We start from the raw sequence: 17,417 nt of genomic DNA on the forward strand, positions 1-17,417 counted from the left end.
AAACTGCCAATTGCTTGCACTTATTTAAGCTTACGAATGATGTCCGGCACCGCGCCAAGCGCTTTTTCAAGTAGTGCTGGGTCTTTTCCGCCCGCTTGCGCTAAATCAGGCTTGCCGCCGCCGTTACCACCGCAAATTGTCGCCACTTCCTTAATAATCTTACCAGCATGTAAGCCCGCTTCAATCGCCTCTTTCGAAACAGCCGCAATGAGGTTGACTTTTTCACCAGAAACCGCGCCTAAAACGAGGACGCCATCCATTTTTTTGTCTTTCCAATTGTCGGCAAATTGGCGTAAGCTCCCCATGTCTTTCGCATTCACTTGCTTATGAATCACCTTAACGCCGTCAATTTCTTCAGCGCCAGCAAAAATGTCAGCACTCGCGGCACTTGCCAGTTTCGCTTGTAACGAATCGTTTTCACGGCGTACTTCGCGAAGTTCATTTTGCAGCTGTTCCATTTTTTGTGGCGTGTCAGAAGCTTTCGCTTTCAAGATTTTCGCTACTTCTTTTAGCGTGTTTTCCTGTTCCGTCACAAAATGATAAGCCGCTTCACCAGTGAGCGCTTCAATTCGGCGTGTGCCTGCACCAATACCTGTTTCACTTTGAATTTTAAACAAACCAATTTCCGCAGTGTTTTTCACGTGGACGCCGCCGCAAAGCTCGATGCTGTAGTCACCAATTTTAACAACACGGACAACATCACCGTATTTTTCCCCAAATAGAGCCATTGCCCCTAGCGCTTTCGCTTCATCAATCGGCATTTCGCGAATATCGACCGCAAGCTGCGCCCAGATTTTTTCATTCACAATTGTTTCCATTTTGGACAGTTCTTCCTCTGTGATTTGCCCAAAGTGCGAGAAGTCAAAGCGCAGACGATCAGGCGCGACAAGTGAGCCCGCTTGGTTGACATGTTCACCTAATACATCTTTAAGCGCGCGGTGCAGTAAATGGGTCGCTGTATGGTTTTTCACCGTCTTTTTGCGGTCATACTCGTCCACCGTAAGCTGAACTTTATCGCCAACTTTGAGCACGCCTTCTTTCACCAAAATTTGGTGCAGATTTTGCTTGTTCGGCGCTTTTTGGACATCTTTCACAAACGCTAGCCCCGCATCACTTTGAACCGTTCCGTGATCCGCCACTTGACCCCCACTTTCGGCATAAAACGGAGTTTCCTTAAACATAACCTGAACGTCACTCCCGGCTACCGCCTCACTCACAAGTTGATCCTCTTGAATGATATGCAAAATCGTAGAGTCCACAACCGTTTGCCCGTATCCAACAAAGGTACTTTCATCCGTCAAATTCGCAAGTAACTCGCCTTGAACTTGCATCGACTGAACATCAGCACGAGCTTCACGCGCACGGTCGCGCTGTAATTTCATTTCCGCTTCAAAGCCTTCATGGTCAATTTTCAGCCCGTGATCAAGACCGTATTCTTCCGTTAATTCAACCGGGAAACCATAGGTGTCATACAATTTGAAAATGTCTTTGCCGGAAATAATACCCTTGCCGCTTTTCGCTTCTTGCAAAATATCTTCTAAGATGGCTAAGCCTTCATTTAATGTTTCATGGAAGCGCTCTTCTTCACTGCGAATCACTTTTTCAATAAACGCTTGTTGTTTTTCAACTTCTGGATAAAATGCATTCATGATTTTGCCAACAGTAGGAACTAGTTTAAACATAAATGGCTCACTAATGCCAAGTTGTTTCGCGTAGCGTACAGCACGACGAAGTAAACGACGAAGAACATAACCACGTCCTTCATTTGATGGCAGCGCACCGTCACCAGTAGCAAAGGCAACTGTACGAATATGATCCGCAATGACTTTAAAAGCCACATCTTTTTCGTCCGTCACACCATATTTTTCACCAGAAATAAGCTCCACTTCACGAATGATTGGCATGAATAAATCCGTTTCAAAATTTGTTTTCGCACCTTGAATAATGGAAACCACTCGTTCAAGACCCATTCCCGTATCAATGTTTTGCTTTGGAAGCGGTGTATAAGAACCATCAGGGTTATGATTAAATTGTGAGAAAACCAAATTCCAAATTTCCAAATAGCGTTCATTTTCCCCACCTGGATAAAGTTCTGGGTCATTCAGATCATTTCCAAATGCTTCGCCGCGGTCATAAAAAATTTCGCTATCCGGACCACATGGACCGCCGCCAATATCCCAGAAGTTATCTTCAATTTCAACGATATGTTCGTCAGTCAAACCAATTTTTTCTTTCCAAATTGTTTTCGCTTCCTTATCTTCTGGATACACCGTGACATATAATTTTTCAGGGTCAAAACCAAGCCATTTGGGGCTCGTTAAAAATTCCCACGCGAATTCAATCGCACCCTCTTTGAAATAATCGCCAATTGAAAAATTGCCAAGCATCTCGAAAAACGTATGATGGCGCGCTGTTTTACCAACGTTTTCAATGTCGTTCGTTCGAATCGATTTTTGCGCATTCACAAGGCGCGGATTATCTGGAATAACAGAGCCATCAAAATATTTTTTCATTGTCGCGACACCGCTGTTAATCCAAAGAAGTGTCGGATCATTTACAGGAACAAGTGGCGCACTAGGCTCGACAGTATGGCCTTTCTCCTTAAAAAAATCAAGAAACATTTGTCTTACTTCACTGCTCGTTAGTTGCTTCATTTTATTTTCCTCCTCGAAAAAAATAAGCCTTGTGAATCGTTGCTACAGGGACGAATTCTCGCGGTACCACCCTGTTTGCAACGACACAAGACTTGTATCATTACCTCTTTAGCATCTTTAACGCAGATGAACGGACTTTTTCACGTAAGAGAGCGATTTGTAGAGGCTTCTACTTTTCTTTCAGCCAAGGAAAAGTTCTCTTTTTAAGTAAGCATCTCTAAAATTAAATTCTTACAAAGTCTAGCTTATTCATTTAAATTATAGAGAAGCCGCCCTTATCTGTCAACCGTTAAATTGCATTTGTTCTTTTGATTCAAACTGTCCATTTTTAAGCGTTAGTTTCACATCGGAAACTTTGGAAATTTCTGGGTCGTGCGTGACCATAATCACACACTTGCCTTCTTTGTGTGCTAAATCTTGGAACAAACGCACCACTTCCTTACTTGTGCGTTCATCCAGATTTCCAGTCGGCTCATCAGCCACAATCAAATCCGTTTCGCAGGAAAGTGCCCTTGCGATGGCTACACGCTGTTGCTGCCCACCACTAAGTGTTAAAACGCGCTGCTTCGCCATTTTTTCATCAATACCCACCTTTTCGAGCATTTCTAGGGCAAACTCTTTTCGATTCGAATGCTTCACTTTCGTAATTTCCATCGCTGTCGTCACATTTTGGAGCGCCGTCATATACGTTAACAGATTATAACTTTGGAAAACGATGGATACATATTTATTCCGAAATACAGGCAAACCAAGTTCTTTTAAAGAGCGCCCTTTGTAAAAAATATCGCCTGATTTTTGCGTATCTAAACCACCAGCCAAGGAAAGGAACGTTGTTTTCCCAGAGCCTGAACTCCCTACAACCGTATAAAATACACCTGCTTTAAATGTGTAATTAATATCCGTTAAAATACTTTCCTCTTTTGTTTTGTACCAATAATCGACATGTTCAAATTCTAAAATTTTCGTCATGCTTACACCTCTATTCCTGTTTCGTTAAAATCGTTTTTGGATTCATTCGTAAAATCGCAGCAGCAGGTAGCAGTACCGAAATGAAAGCAATTCCTACGCCAATTCCGCCCATCTTCAACATATCCGCTAGCGTTACTTGAATGTCCAGTTCTTTAATTTCTTCGGTGTTTTGCGTCAAGCTTGAAAAACCGCCGCTCATCATGCCACCGCCAGGTCCGCCGCTTGGACCACGATTTCCATTTTGTTCTGTCGTTGTTTGCGCCGTCTCATTTTGCTGCGAAAGCAATTGGTTGCCGGCAATTTGGGCAACGTAGTGACTACTAAATCCTGCCAGCATAAATGAAATTAGCGCAACTGTTAAAATTTCCACGAAAAACTGCCCGACGAGTTTCATTCTATTTTCGCCAATAGCTAGTAAAACGCCCATTTCATATTTGCGTTCACGTACTTGCATCATCACGAGTAAAGCTAAAATTAATGCGCCCGCAATTGTCACAATATAGACGACATTTTTTGAAAACGAAGCCACATTGTTAATAGGGCCAATCATTTGTTGGTAAAGCGCATCATTTGCGTCCAATTTAAATGTATCCCAATCAATTGAATCCACTTGTTTCGCTTGTTTTTCAAAGCTTGAAATATTCGCGGCATCGTCCATTGTATAAACAGCCGAATCAACCGTGTCTTTATAGTCTGAGCCTTTTAACGTATTAGCGACCGTATAAGGAACATACAATTTATTGTACGGATTTAAAAATGAGAAATTGCTCGCCATATCGCTTCCAGAATCGCTCGTTTTATAGATGCCGACAATTTCAAGTTCGACCGTCGTTTCCTCATCACTCGACTGAATGCTCATTTTGTCGCCAACTTTTAAATCATTTTGTTCCGCGAGCGTCTCCTCCACTAGGACGACATTTTTGTTCGCGTCGTCACTCGTTAAAGCGCGCCCGCTTTTTAGCTCCGCTGTTCCGCCGTCAAAATCCGTTGAAGTCTGAGAATCCAACACGCCACTAATACTTAAATCTGCTTGGGTCATTTGCCGACCGCCCATTTGCGGTGCATTGTTGTCGCCAGTTGAACTATCTCCAGAAGACTTTACTGGGTCGAAATCTTTCGCCAGAGCTTGCGTGCTTGAGTAATAGTTGTACGTTGCAACATGATTTAATTTCGCTAAACTTTCCGCGTTTTCTAAAGAAATTGGTGTACTTTCAAACGAAGGAGGCGTCCTTTCGCCAGAGTCACTCTCGCTCTGATTAGCTTGCTGTTGTTCCATTTGTTTCTCACGATCAACCGTAAGTGTTACGGTCCCGCCTAGTTCTTCTTTTGCCATTTCACTTGCTTTATTTGCAGCAGATTGAATCGTAAAGCCAGCTAATATAAGTACGGAAACGATTGTAAATATAATAAGTTGTAAGGCTCCTCGCCCTATTCTCGCTTTCATACTAAAAAATGCTCGTTTAATAAAATTCATACTTCTTTCCTCCATTCATTGCCAGTAACCCTAGATTAGTTGAAGTGTGTGAACTAAATATGAACAAACTTTTAAACTTTCTGTAAATGCTTGCTAAATTCACTTTTTTGGGCTAATTTTATTGTATGAGGAGTGGATTCAAGTGAGACTATTAATGATTGAAGATAACGAAAGTGTCTGCCAGATGATTGAAATGTTTTTTATGAAAGAAAATATTGAAGCAACTTTTAAACATGACGGCAAACTGGGCTATGAAACTTTTTTAAAAGAAGATTTTGATATGATTATTATCGACCTCATGCTGCCTAGTATGGACGGCATGACGATATGTAAGAAAATCCGCGAAACGAGCGATGTGCCGATTATTATTTTAACTGCGAAAGAATCAGAATCCGACCAAGTTTTAGGGCTTGAAATTGGCGCCGATGATTATGTGACCAAGCCGTTTAGTCCGCTCACATTAATGGCGCGAATTAAAGCTGTTGCTCGGCGTGGCCATTCTGGGCCTGGTTCCGCAAGTGAAAATGCCTCCATTTTACAGACAACTTATTTTAAAATTAGCAAAACGACACGGGAAGTCTTTTACGGCGACAAACTTTTAGAATCGCTTACACCAAAAGAGTTCGATTTGCTTTATTTCTTAATGCAACACCCGCGTCAAGTCTTCTCAAGAGAACAGCTTTTAGAACGCGTTTGGGGCTACCAATTTTATGGCGATGAACGGACGGTCGATGTGCACATTAAACGTCTTCGTCAAAAAATTGCGACGGAAAACCACCCTTTCCTCCATACTGTGTGGGGTGTCGGGTATAAATTCGATGAAACGGAATGATAAACGTGAAATTTAAATATATGTATCAATTGTTTTTAACGCAATTTGTCATTCTCCTTATTGCTTGTTTAATGATTGGCTTGTCCGTTTCACACTTTTTAAAAGACTATTTTTTTGAGGAACAAGTGGGTGTTTTATCGAAATACGGGGATACGATTTCAAATGATATTAAATACGCACCGGGAAATCAGACGGTTTCTGTATTAAATTCCTATCAGCGGATTTTAGATGTGAATAATATTCACTATACGATTATGAACAAGGACAACCAAACCATTTATCCAGACACTAGTCGACCTCTTCCACCAGATTTCAAAATTTCAGACGCGGACATGGAAAAACTGAAAAAAGGTGAAACCGTCACGATAAAAGTGGACAATCGTTTTAATCAAGAAATGTCTGTTGTCTATGTGCCGATTATGAACGGCGACACCTATCTTGGTGCGGTGATTTTAAATGCGCCGATTAGCGGAACGGAGAAAGTAATTGGCACGATTAACCAGTACATGTTTTATACGATTCTCATTTCGATTGCGGTCGCTTTAATTTTAAGCTTGCTCATGTCAAAATTTCAGGTGAATCGAATTAACAAATTGCGTGATGCAACGAAGCGTGTCACGCGTGGTGATTACGAGACGCGGCTTAAGGAAAACTCGTTTGATGAAATCGGCGAACTAGCTCACGATTTTAATAAGATGACAGAAAACTTGGCAGAATCGCGCGAGGAAATTGAACGGCAAGAACGGCGCAGGCAGCAATTCATTGCGGACGTTTCTCATGAAATGCGCACGCCACTAACAACCATCAGTGGACTTACGGAAGGTCTTGTCAATGATATTATTCCGCTGAGCGAAACAAATCGTGCTGTTCAGTTGATTGATACGGAGGCAAAACGGCTCACGAAACTTGTCAATGAAAACTTGGATTATGAACGCATTCAAGCGAATAAAATCGTTTTATACCAAACAAAATTCGGTGTTCATTCCTTTTTCGATTTGCTTAGTGAACAGTTAGAGCCTTTAGCCAGTAAGAAAAATGACAAACTGGTGGTCGAAGCTCCGCTCGATTTAGAGGTCTATGCGGATTACGACCGGCTGACGCAAATTGTGATGAACATTGTGAAAAATAGCATTCAGTTTACGGAAAATGGTACCATCACACTTCGCGGCTTCCAAGATTATAAGGAAACGATTTTGCAAATCCAAGATACGGGGATTGGTATGAATACAGACGAACTCGAGCAAATTTGGGAACGATTTTATAAGGCGGATATTTCACGGACGAATACGGCATTCGGGGAATCTGGCATTGGGCTTTCGATTGTGAAGCAACTTGTGGAGAATCACGGAGGTACTGTTGAAGCAGAAAGTTCGCCAGGTGCCGGAGCGACATTTACGATTCGATTGCCGTTTTATCGAGATAATGATGTATAGAAAACAGCTTTTTCTACAGAAAAAGCTGTTTTATTATATTTTATAATTGCTCTATTCGGTTGAAAGTGCTAATATTAACAAAAAGGAGCTGTTTCTATTGGATAAATATTACCCTTTAAAAAATATACGTTATATGGAAAATGAAAAAGCTCAATTAGAGGAATTTCAAAGGCGTATTTCCAGCTTTTCAACCTATACAACCGGAATAGAAATCAAACCAATGGATAATGGTAAACCGATGTCGCATCAGGAAGCGCTTTTTATTGTGAATATTCCTGAGTTAGCTAAAATAAATGAAGAAGTAATCGAAAATAGCAAAGCCATACAACTTTTAATAAAAGATATGCCTCCTATTTCTGTAAGGAAATTCATGGAGAATATATTAATTAATGAATTGCAAAGCACTAATGAAGTTGAAGGCGTTCATAGTTCTAAAAAAGAGCTCGCTGAAATTTTGGCGGATATTGAAAAAGGAAATAAAATAAGTCACAAAAGATTCTTTGGTCTCGTTCAGTTGTATAATCGCATAGAAGAGGATGAAAAAATAACGAAAGTGGAGGATTTTAGGAGCATCTATGATAAACTTGTCGCAAATGAGATCAAGAAAGATGACCAGCCTGATGGGGATATGTTTAGAAAAGAAATTGTTTTCGTTAAAGATGGCATGAAGGTACGGCATACTGGTGTGACTCCAGAATATGAAATCTTTTTACATCTCGCTAAACTATTACAACTGAATGAAAATGACATGCCCGATTTATACAAATATCTCATTGGACACTACCTTTTTGAATATATTCACCCATTTTATGATGGAAATGGTAGGCTGGGTAGATATATACTATGTAAGAACTTGCAGAAAAAGTTAGGGCCACATAGCGCATTCACCTTTTCATACATGATTAACCGAAATCGCTCTGACTATTACCAAGCTTTTGAGGAAGCTTCTTCATTTATGAATAAAGGTGAAATGACCTTTTTCGTGCTCGCCATGTTAAAATTAATTCGAAAAGGGCAAATGTCTATTTTGACTGATTTACAAGAAAAAAATGCTTTACTCCACTCCATGCTAGAACAATTAAAAACAGTCACTAGCGATGCGTTAGAGTATGAATTATTAGAATTTCTTACACAAAGCTATCTTTTCCAGTCACCATACAATCAAATTACAGCACCTGAATTAGAAGCATTGTTAAAAATTGGTAGAAGAAAGTTAAACGCTCAATTTGAGAAACTTGAGCAACAAAACATCATTACTAAAATTAAAAAGAATCCTGTTATCTACACATTAAATAAAAATTTCGTTGACACACTTTTTAGGTAATACGCTTTAAATAAAAAAAGCATACATCCAGTAAAATCCATTTTTAAATGGTCTGATTACTGAATATATGCTTTTTTCATGCTGACATAAATGTATATGGCGTCACATCGTCCATTCCAATCATTGGATCAATTTCTGCCATATTCTCTTCCGTAAGCCGCTTCACGCTGCTCACAAGTTCAAGCGCCTCGTCAGATGTTAATCGTTCCAAAAGCGTTGTTTGTCGCTCTGTTTCATCCGTTCGCTCAATCCCCATTCGAAATGCGTCTTCCTCGCCGCATAAAATAAGAAATTGCTTGCTTCGCGTCACGCCCGTGTAAAGCAAATCGCGCCTAAGCATGCGGTAATAGCTGCGCACAACTGGCATAATCACAATTGGGAATTCGCTCCCCTGGGCTTTATGAATCGAGCAGCAGTACGCGTGCGTCAATTGATTGAATTCTTGGCGATAATACGTCACTTCCGTTTGATCAAACTGTACGACAATCATATCTTGATTTTCCGTATTTTCCTTTGCGTACATAATCGAAACCACTTCACCAATATCGCCGTTAAACACATTTTTTTCGGGCTGGTTGACCAGTTGAAGCACTTTGTCGTGCACACGGTACTTTATATCCCCGAAAGTCAGTTCCTTTCTTTTCCCCGTATCGTTAGGGTTGAAAATCTCTTGCAAGTTTTTATTTAGCACATTTATACCCGCAGGCCCTCTGTACATGGGGGCTAAAACTTGGATGTCCTTCGCGCGAAACCCTTTTGATTTTGCGTTTTGCACAACCTGTTCCACGACGTCAGCGATTTGGTTGACGTGGCAATGAAAAAACGAGCGATCCTTGCGATTTTTTGCGAAGTCTTGCGGCAAGAAGCCTTCCCGAATATCATGCGCCATTTCGATTATCGAAGAGCCGTCCTCTTGACGATAAATATCCGTTAATTCCACTGTAGGAATCACTTTCGATTCTAAAATGTCTTTTAACACTTGCCCCGGCCCAACAGATGGCAACTGATCTTTATCGCCAACTAAAATGACTTGAATGTGACTAGGAAGCGCGCGGAACAATTGGTTCGCAAGCCAAATATCCACCATCGACATCTCGTCGACAATTAAGAGCCGCCCATCAATTAAGCGCTCCGAATCATCGTCCATCTGCTCCTGCCCATTCATGCCGAGCAAGCGGTGAATCGTCATCGCCGGGAGACCAGTTGACTCACTCATTCGTTTCGCTGCCCGTCCAGTTGGTGCCGCGAGCAAAATCGGAAATTTGTTCCCATCTTTGTACGCATGCGGATCAAGACTTACGCCGTTTAATTCGCTGTAAAGCTCCACAATGCCCTTAATAACCGTCGTCTTCCCTGTTCCCGGTCCACCCGTCAAAACGAGCATGGGCGACTCGAGCGCCGTTTGAAGCGCCTCTTTTTGCGATTCCCCGTAGGACACATTGATGCGCTCCTCCAAATCGCCTAGCGCAAGCAAAAATTCCGACTCTGGAAATTGTTCCGCATATTCAGACTGGCCCATAAGCCGTTTGACATGGTGCGCCAAACCATTTTCAGCAAAATATAAAGACGGCATATAAACGCGCGAATTTTCAATAATGATTTTATCGCTATCACTTAAGTATTCAATTTCGCGCTCCACGTTTTCCTCGTGAATCGGTACCGGATCGCTTTCTTCAAGCAAACTTTGCGCCGCACGAATTAAGTCCGCACGTTCCAAATATACGTCACCATTTCGAATTGATTCCGTATCAATTACGTACAATAAACCCGCGCGAATTCGTTCCGGATGTTCCCCGCCAAGACCAAGTTTTCTCCCCAAATCGTCTGCCCGCTGGAAACCAATCCCTTTTACGTCTTCAATCAACTTATACGGGCTTTGCTCCAAAATAGTTAACGCATTCTCTTTATACACTTGAAAAATTTTCATCGAAAGTTGCGGACCAAAACCATATTCATTTAAGCCAATCATAACATGCTCTAAGCCTTGATTTTCCCGCAGCGTCGCAATCAGCGTATCCGCCGTATTTTTAGGAAGTTTTGGCACATCAGAAAGCCTATCTGGATCCGCCATCATAATCGAAATCGCGTCTTCCCCGAGCACCTCGACAATGTTTTCCGCCGTTTTCTTCCCAACACCTTTAAACAGCTCGCCTGATAAATATTGAACGATGCCCGCTTTCGTCTGCGGCATCTCTTTTCGAAATTTTTCCGCCTTAAATTGCTCCCCAAACTTCGCATGTTCCGTGATTTTCCCGTAAAACATGTACACTTCCTGCTCATGCAGTTTCGGGAAAACACCCGTCACAATAATATCCTTTTCATCCCAAGTCGTATTCGTTTCCTTCACAAGCAAGCGCACAACCGAAAATAAATTGTCCGGGTTATGAAAAATCGTCGACAGCACCGTGCCCTTCATAAACCACTCTTCATTTTCTGGTTGAAAAAGCGCAAGCGATTCCTGTGTCGCCATATTTTTCACCCCACTTCTGTTTAAACGCCTATTCCGCGTTTTCCTCCAAATCCAATATTGCGACAAGCGCGTTTTGAGCCAGCACATGATTGGTATCAGCGGCTACCGCACGCTCAAAATAATTTTTGGCGATGACAATATCGCCTTGCCAAGCCAAATACACCGCCCCCAAATTGTAGAGCGCATCCGCATCGTCAGGTTTTAGCGCCAGCACACGCTCCAATTGAATTTCCGCTTCTTCGTAAAGCCCTTCCTTAGCAAGCGCAATCCCGTATTGGAAAACACTTTCCGCGTCTTTCGGATTCAACTCCGTACTGCGAAGCAAATAAGCAAGTGCAAGCGAATTTTGGTCGGCATTTACAAAACTAATTCCGAGCATGAAAAACACATCCGCATTTTCCATGCCTTGGCTGATGGCATTTTCAAAAGCCTGAATCGCTTCCCCGTAACGTTCCAACTCAAAGTATAACGTCCCTAAACTATAATACGCCGCAGGAACTGTTGCATCTAAATCAGTAGCACGTTTAAAAAACAATTCCGCCCGCTCAAAATCATCCATCGAAAGGAGTACATTACCAAAATTAATATAGCCAACCGGATCAGTCGGGTGCTCCTCAATGACCTCCGTAAACATTTGAACAGCCTCTTCCAATTTCCCTTGCTGCATAAACTCAATACCTTGCTGATTTTTATCCATTTTATATCTCCTTCTAGTTCACAGAATTTTGAAGCCAATTCGTAATCGCTTCTGCTGTTTCAGCCGTCTGCTTTGCCGCAGAAATGCTCGCATCATGGTCTCCACTTTGTTTCCCGTATGAACCAAACTGCGCATGATTTCCGCCGTTTATGTTAAGAAAAGTCGCTTCATTTGATAAGTACTTTTTATTTTCCTCAAACTTTTTAAAGTTCAAAACGCCATCATTAGAAGCCGTTATCGATAAAACAGGCAAACCGCTTTGTTTTAAAGAACCTTTTTTATCTGGATAACTCGCCAAGAAAAATACGCCGCGTAAATCAGACGCATGCTCATGGGCAAACCTAGCCGCCATCACGCCGCCAAGTGAATGACCACCAATTACAAACTGTTCATCGGCATTTTCATTCATAATCGCCTCCGCCTTATTTTTTCCAAATACCGCGAGGTCTAAAGGCATTTCAACGACATACGTTTTATATCCAGAATCGGCAAGCTCTTTCGCAAGCGGCGCATAACTAAGTGCATTCACAAAAGCGCCTGGATACAAAATCACGCTTGTTTTCGCCTGTTCCTTTTTCGGTTCAAAAATGAGCGTATTGTTTTCCTCAAACACATTAACGGCCTGGGTAGGATTAGCCGCCTCTTCAGCCACTTCATTTGGCGCTGTATTAAAATAAAAATAGCCCCATATGGCGAGAAGCACGACAATGACCACACTTGAAAAACCAATTATCTTTTTCATAATCACCCTCATTTCATACGTTCGCTTCATATTTTACCATATTTTCGCCAAAAAATAACGAGATGCACATAAAAAACAGGAAAGCCGCTTAACTTGCAACTTTCCCGTTCAAAATTCTATTTTAGCCAACATAATCCAATTGTTCGTCCGCTTTCCAAACCGTATCAATCGTGGCGCCGCCTATACATTCTTCACCGTCATAGAAAACGACCGCTTGCCCCGGCGTAATCGCCCGAACTGGTTCATCAAATACCACTTCAGCTGTTCCGTCCGCACGTAAATGTACCGTTACACCAGAATCCACTTGACGATAGCGGAATTTCGCCGTACACGTAAAATGCTGTTCTTTCGGTTTGTTGGAAGTAAAAGAAACGTCCGTTGCGATTAATGAATTCGAGTATAAACTTTCGTGATGAAAACCTTGTTCAACAAAAAGGACATTTTCCGATAAGTCTTTCCCAACTACAAACCAAGCTTCACCGTCACCACCAATACCTAAACCGTGACGCTGACCAATCGTATAATACATCAAGCCATCATGTTTTCCCATCTTTTTCCCAGCGAGCGTCTTCATCTCACCCGGCTTTGCAGGCAAATACTCGCTCAAAAACTGCTTGAAATTACGTTCACCAATAAAACAAATCCCCGTGGAATCCTTTTTATTCGCCGTCGCAAGACCTGCTTTTTGCGCAATTTCACGTACTTCGCTTTTCTCCATTTCACCAAGCGGAAACATCACATGTGACAACTGTTCTTGTGATAATTGGTTCAAAAAGTAAGTTTGATCTTTATTATTATCCACACCGCGCAGCAACTTCACTTCGCCGTCCTCGCGACTAATCCGCGCGTAATGTCCCGTCGCCACAAAATCCGCACCAAGACTTTCCGCATGTTCTAAAAACGCCTTGAATTTGATTTCCTTGTTGCACATCACATCCGGGTTTGGTGTTCTACCGAGCTTGTATTCCTCTAAGAAATACGTAAACACCTTATCCCAATATTCCTTCTCAAAATTAACCGCGTAATACGGGATACCAATTTGATTCGCGACGCGAATGACATCTTCAAAATCTTCCGTTGCCGTGCAGACACCAAATTCATCCGTATCATCCCAGTTTTTCATAAAAATACCAATGACGTCATATCCTTGTTTTTTCAGCAAATACGCTGTTACCGAGGAGTCAACACCGCCTGACATCCCCACCACAACACGTATATCTTTGTTTTCTTTTTTCGTCACGCCTTTTGCTCCTTCCGTTTAGCTAAGCGGTTTACAACATCTGTTATCTTGCTCGCTGCAAGCACCACTTCTTCATATGTGTTCCCAAGGCCAAAACTGATTCGTATCGTCTCCGTTACACCTGGATGATTCTCGCCAAAAATCGCAACGAGCACATGTGACGGGTCCACTGTTCCCGCCGTACAAGCTGAACCACTCGACACCGCAACACCTGCCATATCAAGGTTCATCAAGAGCTGCTCCACCTGCACACCGTGAAAACGCACGCTTAAAATATGCGGTAAACTTGTTCCCGCTGAACCATTCACTTCAAAAGCCAGTTCATTTTGGGAGAAAATTTCAACCATAGTCGACTTGAATTCCTCGTATTCTTCTACTTTTTCCGTCCGGTTTGCCGCCATTAATTCGCTTGCCTTCGCAAAGCCCGCAATGCCAGCCAAATTCTCCGTCCCAGAACGGCGCGCGCGTTCCTGTTCGCCCCCGTGAAATGGAAATTCAACCACTGTACCTTGTTTGACGTAGAGGAAGCCGACACCGCGTGGCCCGTTAATTTTATGTGCAGAAGCCGAGAGTAAATCCACGCCAAGGGCACTCACATCAATTGGAACAAGCCCAAACGCCTGAACCGCGTCCGTATGAAACACCGCCTGATGCTCTTTAAGCAGTTCCGCAATTTCCGCAATCGGCTGAATGGCACCCATTTCATTATTGCCATACATAATCGTCACTAAAATTGTATCCTCACGCAGCGCCGCCTGAACATCAGCTACGCGCACAAGACCATCTTCCCCCACCGGTAAATAGGTCACCGAAAAACCAAGACTTTCGAGATAAACGCATGATTTTAAGACCGCATGGTGTTCAATTTGCGACGTAATAATATGTTTGCCCCGCTCTTTTGAAGCAAGCGCCGTTCCAATGACAGCCGTATTATCGCTTTCCGTTCCACCACTCGTAAAAATGATTTCTCGCTCACTCGCACCAATTTGATTCGCAATTTTCGCGCGCGACTCATCAAGCGTTTTGCGTGCAGAACGCCCCGCATAGTGAACACTCGACGGATTCCCGTAATCATTTGTCAAAACACCGAGCATCGCCTGAACGACTTCAGGGTGAACCGGGCTCGTTGCCGCATGGTCTAGATAAATTTTATTTTCCATAGCGTATCTCTTCCTTTTTTCGGCATAACGCCTTTAATCGATTCCTATTGTAACAACTATTTCTAGCGAAAGCAACCTGACTTCCTTACAAATAGTTAGTGTCTAAAAAGCAAAAAGAAACCCCAATCGTACCGTTTGGAGTCCCTCCCTTTGAACCTGCTTAAAAACAGGTGGGTGCTCTGTCAGGCGGTTTGCAAGTCCTCGTGTGAAGGCATTTGCGCCGCGTCTGAACACCGAGCTCCCAAGGTAATCATAATTGTTCGGTTCAAAAATATATGGCACTGTAACGAATACATTAGGGTTTCTTTTATTATCCTTAGAATAGCATATTCCAAGTAAATTTTCAATTTTAGCGGCTTTAGTTTTTATTTTTACCACTTTTTTTATTCGCATTAATATTGTCATAAACGGCCGCAAAAGCCTGTTCAAATTTTGAATTTTTCTTTGGCTCATAATACTGTTTATTTTTAAGTGCATTCGGCAAATATTGTTGATCCACCCAAGCATTCTCATAATTATGCGGATACTTATAATCAATCGCGCGACCAAGTTTCATAGCACCTGAATAATGTCCATCACGCAAATGATCAGGCACCTCACCGCTCACGCCTTTTCGAATATCTGAAAGCGCCGCATCAATCGCCGTAATAGCTGAATTTGATTTAGGTGATAAACATAGCTCAATAACTGCATTCGCAAGTGGAATACGCGCTTCTGGAAAACCAACCTTTTCAGCCGTTTGAATCGCCGCGAGCGTCCTCGCACAAGCAGCTGGATTCGCCAACCCCACATCTTCATAGGCCATCACAAGAAGTCGTCTTGAAATGCTCACCAAATCTCCCGCTTCAATTAAACGCCCCATGTAATGAAGTGCCGCATTCACATCGCTTCCGCGCACCGACTTTTGAAACGCACTAAGCACATCATAATGCGCATCACCATCTTTATCATGGGCTAAACTTTTTCTTTGTAAACACTCTTCTGCAATCTCAAGCGTCACATAAATTTTTCCTGCATCATTCGGTTCTGATGAGACGACGGCAAGTTCAAGCGCATTTAACGCGCTCCTAACATCTCCACCACTTGCTGTCGCAAAATGCGTCTTCGCATCCGCCGCAAGTTCAACGTCATAATTTCCAAGACCACGTTCCGCATCAGTCAATGCCCTATCTATTGTCTTTTCAATATCGGCTACTGAAAGCGGCTTTAGTTCAAAAATTTGCGTTCTACTTCGAATGGCGGGGTTGATGGCGATATATGGATTGCTCGTTGTCGCCCCAACCAAAATGATTGCGCCACTCTCTAAATGCGGCAAGAGAAAATCTTGTTTCGCTTTATCCAAACGATGCACTTCATCTAGGAGTAAAATCACGGTACCGCTCATTTTCGCTTCTGCTGCCACAACTTCCATGTCTTTTTTATTATTCGTCACCGCGTTTAGCGTCCGAAAAGCATATTTCGTGCTTCCTGCTATCGCGCTTGCAATAGACGTCTTGCCAATGCCCGGCGGCCCGTATAAAATCATCGACGACAGCTGCTTCGCTTTAACCATTCGATATATAATTTTATCTTTTCCTACCAAATGACTTTGTCCTACGATTTCGTCTAAATTTCGCGGTCGCATTCGGTATGCTAAAGGTTGAATCGCCATATACTCTCTTCCTCCTTGAGTTCTGTTTACATTATACCATATGTAGTGACTTCGTTGCGTGCTGTCGGAACTTCCGCTATAATGAATCTATATAAAGTCTAGCGGAATAGTGGAGGTTTAAGCATGAAAATTACAACGAAGGGGCGCTATGGTTTGACAATCGCCCTTGAACTTGCACGTCAAATGGGTACAGGACCAACATCACTACGCAGCATTGCGGAGAAGAAAAATCTATCAGAACATTATTTAGAGCAATTAGTCGGCCCACTTCGAAATGCCGGCATTGTCAAAAGCATTCGCGGCGCACACGGCGGCTATATTTTAAACGCAGAGCCTAGCGAAATTACTGCTGGAGATGTGATTCGTACGCTTGAAGGGCCGATTGTTTTAGTGGAAAGTATGGAAGACGAAGAAGCTGCACAACGCGAACTTTGGACGATTATGCGCGATGCTGTTCGAAATGTTTTAGATAACACCACTTTGGCCGATTTACTTGCCAACGAAAATAAAGATGAACCGCAAGATGGGTATATGTTTTACATTTAAAATTCACCATCATCCTTTTGTCTAAAAAAACAGGCTACTGATTAAATATCAAAATAGCCTGTTTTTTTGCTTGGCATTCCTCTTGTTCTACTTCGCTACTTCTATACGTCGATGCTCCCGCGTTTTAGTTGGGCGATCAATGTGCCTAAATTGGCCACCACTTTATCCGCCTGTTTGTCCAGTGCGAGAACCGCCGCCGCTTTGTTATCACTTAACTGATACTTA

13 protein-coding genes and 1 other RNA gene are annotated in these 17,417 nt (G+C 42.5%); 4 read left to right on the forward strand and 10 right to left on the reverse strand.

Annotated features, from left to right (window positions below; all coding sequences use genetic code 11):
• Positions 1-20: 20 nt before the first annotated feature.
• From alaS to CFS04_RS02605, 3 genes are all read right to left on the reverse strand, one after another.
• Positions 21-2,654: an alanine--tRNA ligase gene (alaS, locus tag CFS04_RS02595; RefSeq protein WP_088809044.1), complete on the reverse strand. Its 2,634-nt coding sequence runs from the start codon at positions 2,652-2,654 to the stop codon at positions 21-23.
• Positions 2,655-2,936: 282 nt separating this feature from the next.
• Entirely contained in the window at positions 2,937-3,623 is a 687-nt protein-coding gene (locus tag CFS04_RS02600; RefSeq protein WP_088809045.1) for an ABC transporter ATP-binding protein, read from the reverse strand.
• 10 nt (positions 3,624-3,633) lie between these two features.
• Positions 3,634-5,097 carry an ABC transporter permease gene (locus CFS04_RS02605; RefSeq protein ID WP_088809046.1) on the reverse strand — a complete coding sequence of 488 codons (1,464 nt, stop codon included), beginning with the start codon at positions 5,095-5,097 and terminating at the stop codon, positions 3,634-3,636.
• A gap of 142 nt (positions 5,098-5,239) precedes the next feature.
• Between CFS04_RS02605 and pieR the strand changes: the two genes are divergently transcribed.
• The 3 genes from pieR to CFS04_RS02620 all read left to right on the forward strand — a co-directional run bounded on the left by pieR (position 5,240) and on the right by CFS04_RS02620 (position 8,686).
• Positions 5,240-5,929 carry a two component system response regulator PieR gene (gene pieR / locus CFS04_RS02610; RefSeq protein ID WP_088809047.1) on the forward strand — a complete coding sequence of 230 codons (690 nt, stop codon included), beginning with the start codon at positions 5,240-5,242 and terminating at the stop codon, positions 5,927-5,929.
• Positions 5,926-7,362 (forward strand): two component system sensor histidine kinase PieS, encoded by a 1,437-nt coding sequence (gene pieS / locus CFS04_RS02615; protein ID WP_088809048.1) that lies wholly within the window; start codon positions 5,926-5,928, stop codon positions 7,360-7,362. Before pieR ends, pieS begins: the two co-directional genes overlap by 4 nt.
• 97 nt (positions 7,363-7,459) lie before the next feature.
• Positions 7,460-8,686, forward strand: a complete 1,227-nt coding sequence (locus CFS04_RS02620) for a Fic family protein (RefSeq protein ID WP_088809049.1) — start codon at positions 7,460-7,462, stop codon at positions 8,684-8,686.
• Between the two features lie 76 nt (positions 8,687-8,762).
• Here the strand turns inward: CFS04_RS02620 and CFS04_RS02625 are convergent, their stop codons facing one another.
• The 7 genes from CFS04_RS02625 to CFS04_RS02655 all read right to left on the reverse strand — a co-directional run bounded on the left by CFS04_RS02625 (position 8,763) and on the right by CFS04_RS02655 (position 16,646).
• A complete protein-coding gene (locus CFS04_RS02625) occupies positions 8,763-11,156 on the reverse strand; it encodes an ATP-dependent RecD-like DNA helicase (protein WP_088809050.1) in 2,394 nt (797 codons plus the stop codon).
• 28 nt (positions 11,157-11,184) lie between these two features.
• Positions 11,185-11,853 (reverse strand): tetratricopeptide repeat protein, encoded by a 669-nt coding sequence (locus CFS04_RS02630; protein WP_088809051.1) that lies wholly within the window; start codon positions 11,851-11,853, stop codon positions 11,185-11,187.
• Positions 11,854-11,866: 13 nt separating this feature from the next.
• Positions 11,867-12,595 carry an alpha/beta hydrolase gene (locus CFS04_RS02635; protein WP_088809052.1) on the reverse strand — a complete coding sequence of 243 codons (729 nt, stop codon included), beginning with the start codon at positions 12,593-12,595 and terminating at the stop codon, positions 11,867-11,869.
• Positions 12,596-12,716: 121 nt separating this feature from the next.
• A complete protein-coding gene (mnmA, locus tag CFS04_RS02640) occupies positions 12,717-13,835 on the reverse strand; it encodes a tRNA 2-thiouridine(34) synthase MnmA (protein WP_117584599.1) in 1,119 nt (372 codons plus the stop codon).
• Positions 13,832-14,995 (reverse strand): cysteine desulfurase family protein, encoded by a 1,164-nt coding sequence (locus tag CFS04_RS02645; protein WP_088809053.1) that lies wholly within the window; start codon positions 14,993-14,995, stop codon positions 13,832-13,834. The genes mnmA and CFS04_RS02645 overlap by 4 nt, the downstream gene beginning before the upstream one ends.
• A gap of 115 nt (positions 14,996-15,110) precedes the next feature.
• Positions 15,111-15,300, reverse strand: a non-coding RNA gene (gene ssrS / locus CFS04_RS02650) — 6S RNA.
• A 53-nt stretch (positions 15,301-15,353) separates the two neighbouring features.
• The gene (locus CFS04_RS02655) at positions 15,354-16,646 is read right to left on the reverse strand and encodes a replication-associated recombination protein A (protein ID WP_088809054.1); all 1,293 of its coding nucleotides are present in this window, start codon (positions 16,644-16,646) and stop codon (positions 15,354-15,356) included.
• A 123-nt stretch (positions 16,647-16,769) separates the two neighbouring features.
• On the opposite strand from CFS04_RS02655, the gene cymR reads away from it, so the two are divergent.
• Entirely contained in the window at positions 16,770-17,192 is a 423-nt protein-coding gene (gene cymR, locus CFS04_RS02660) for a cysteine metabolism transcriptional regulator CymR (protein WP_088809055.1), read from the forward strand.
• Positions 17,193-17,417 lie beyond the last annotated feature (225 nt).

Source organism: Listeria sp. ILCC796 (assembly GCF_900186175.1).
GTDB classification, from domain to species: domain Bacteria; phylum Bacillota; class Bacilli; order Lactobacillales; family Listeriaceae; genus Listeria; species Listeria goaensis.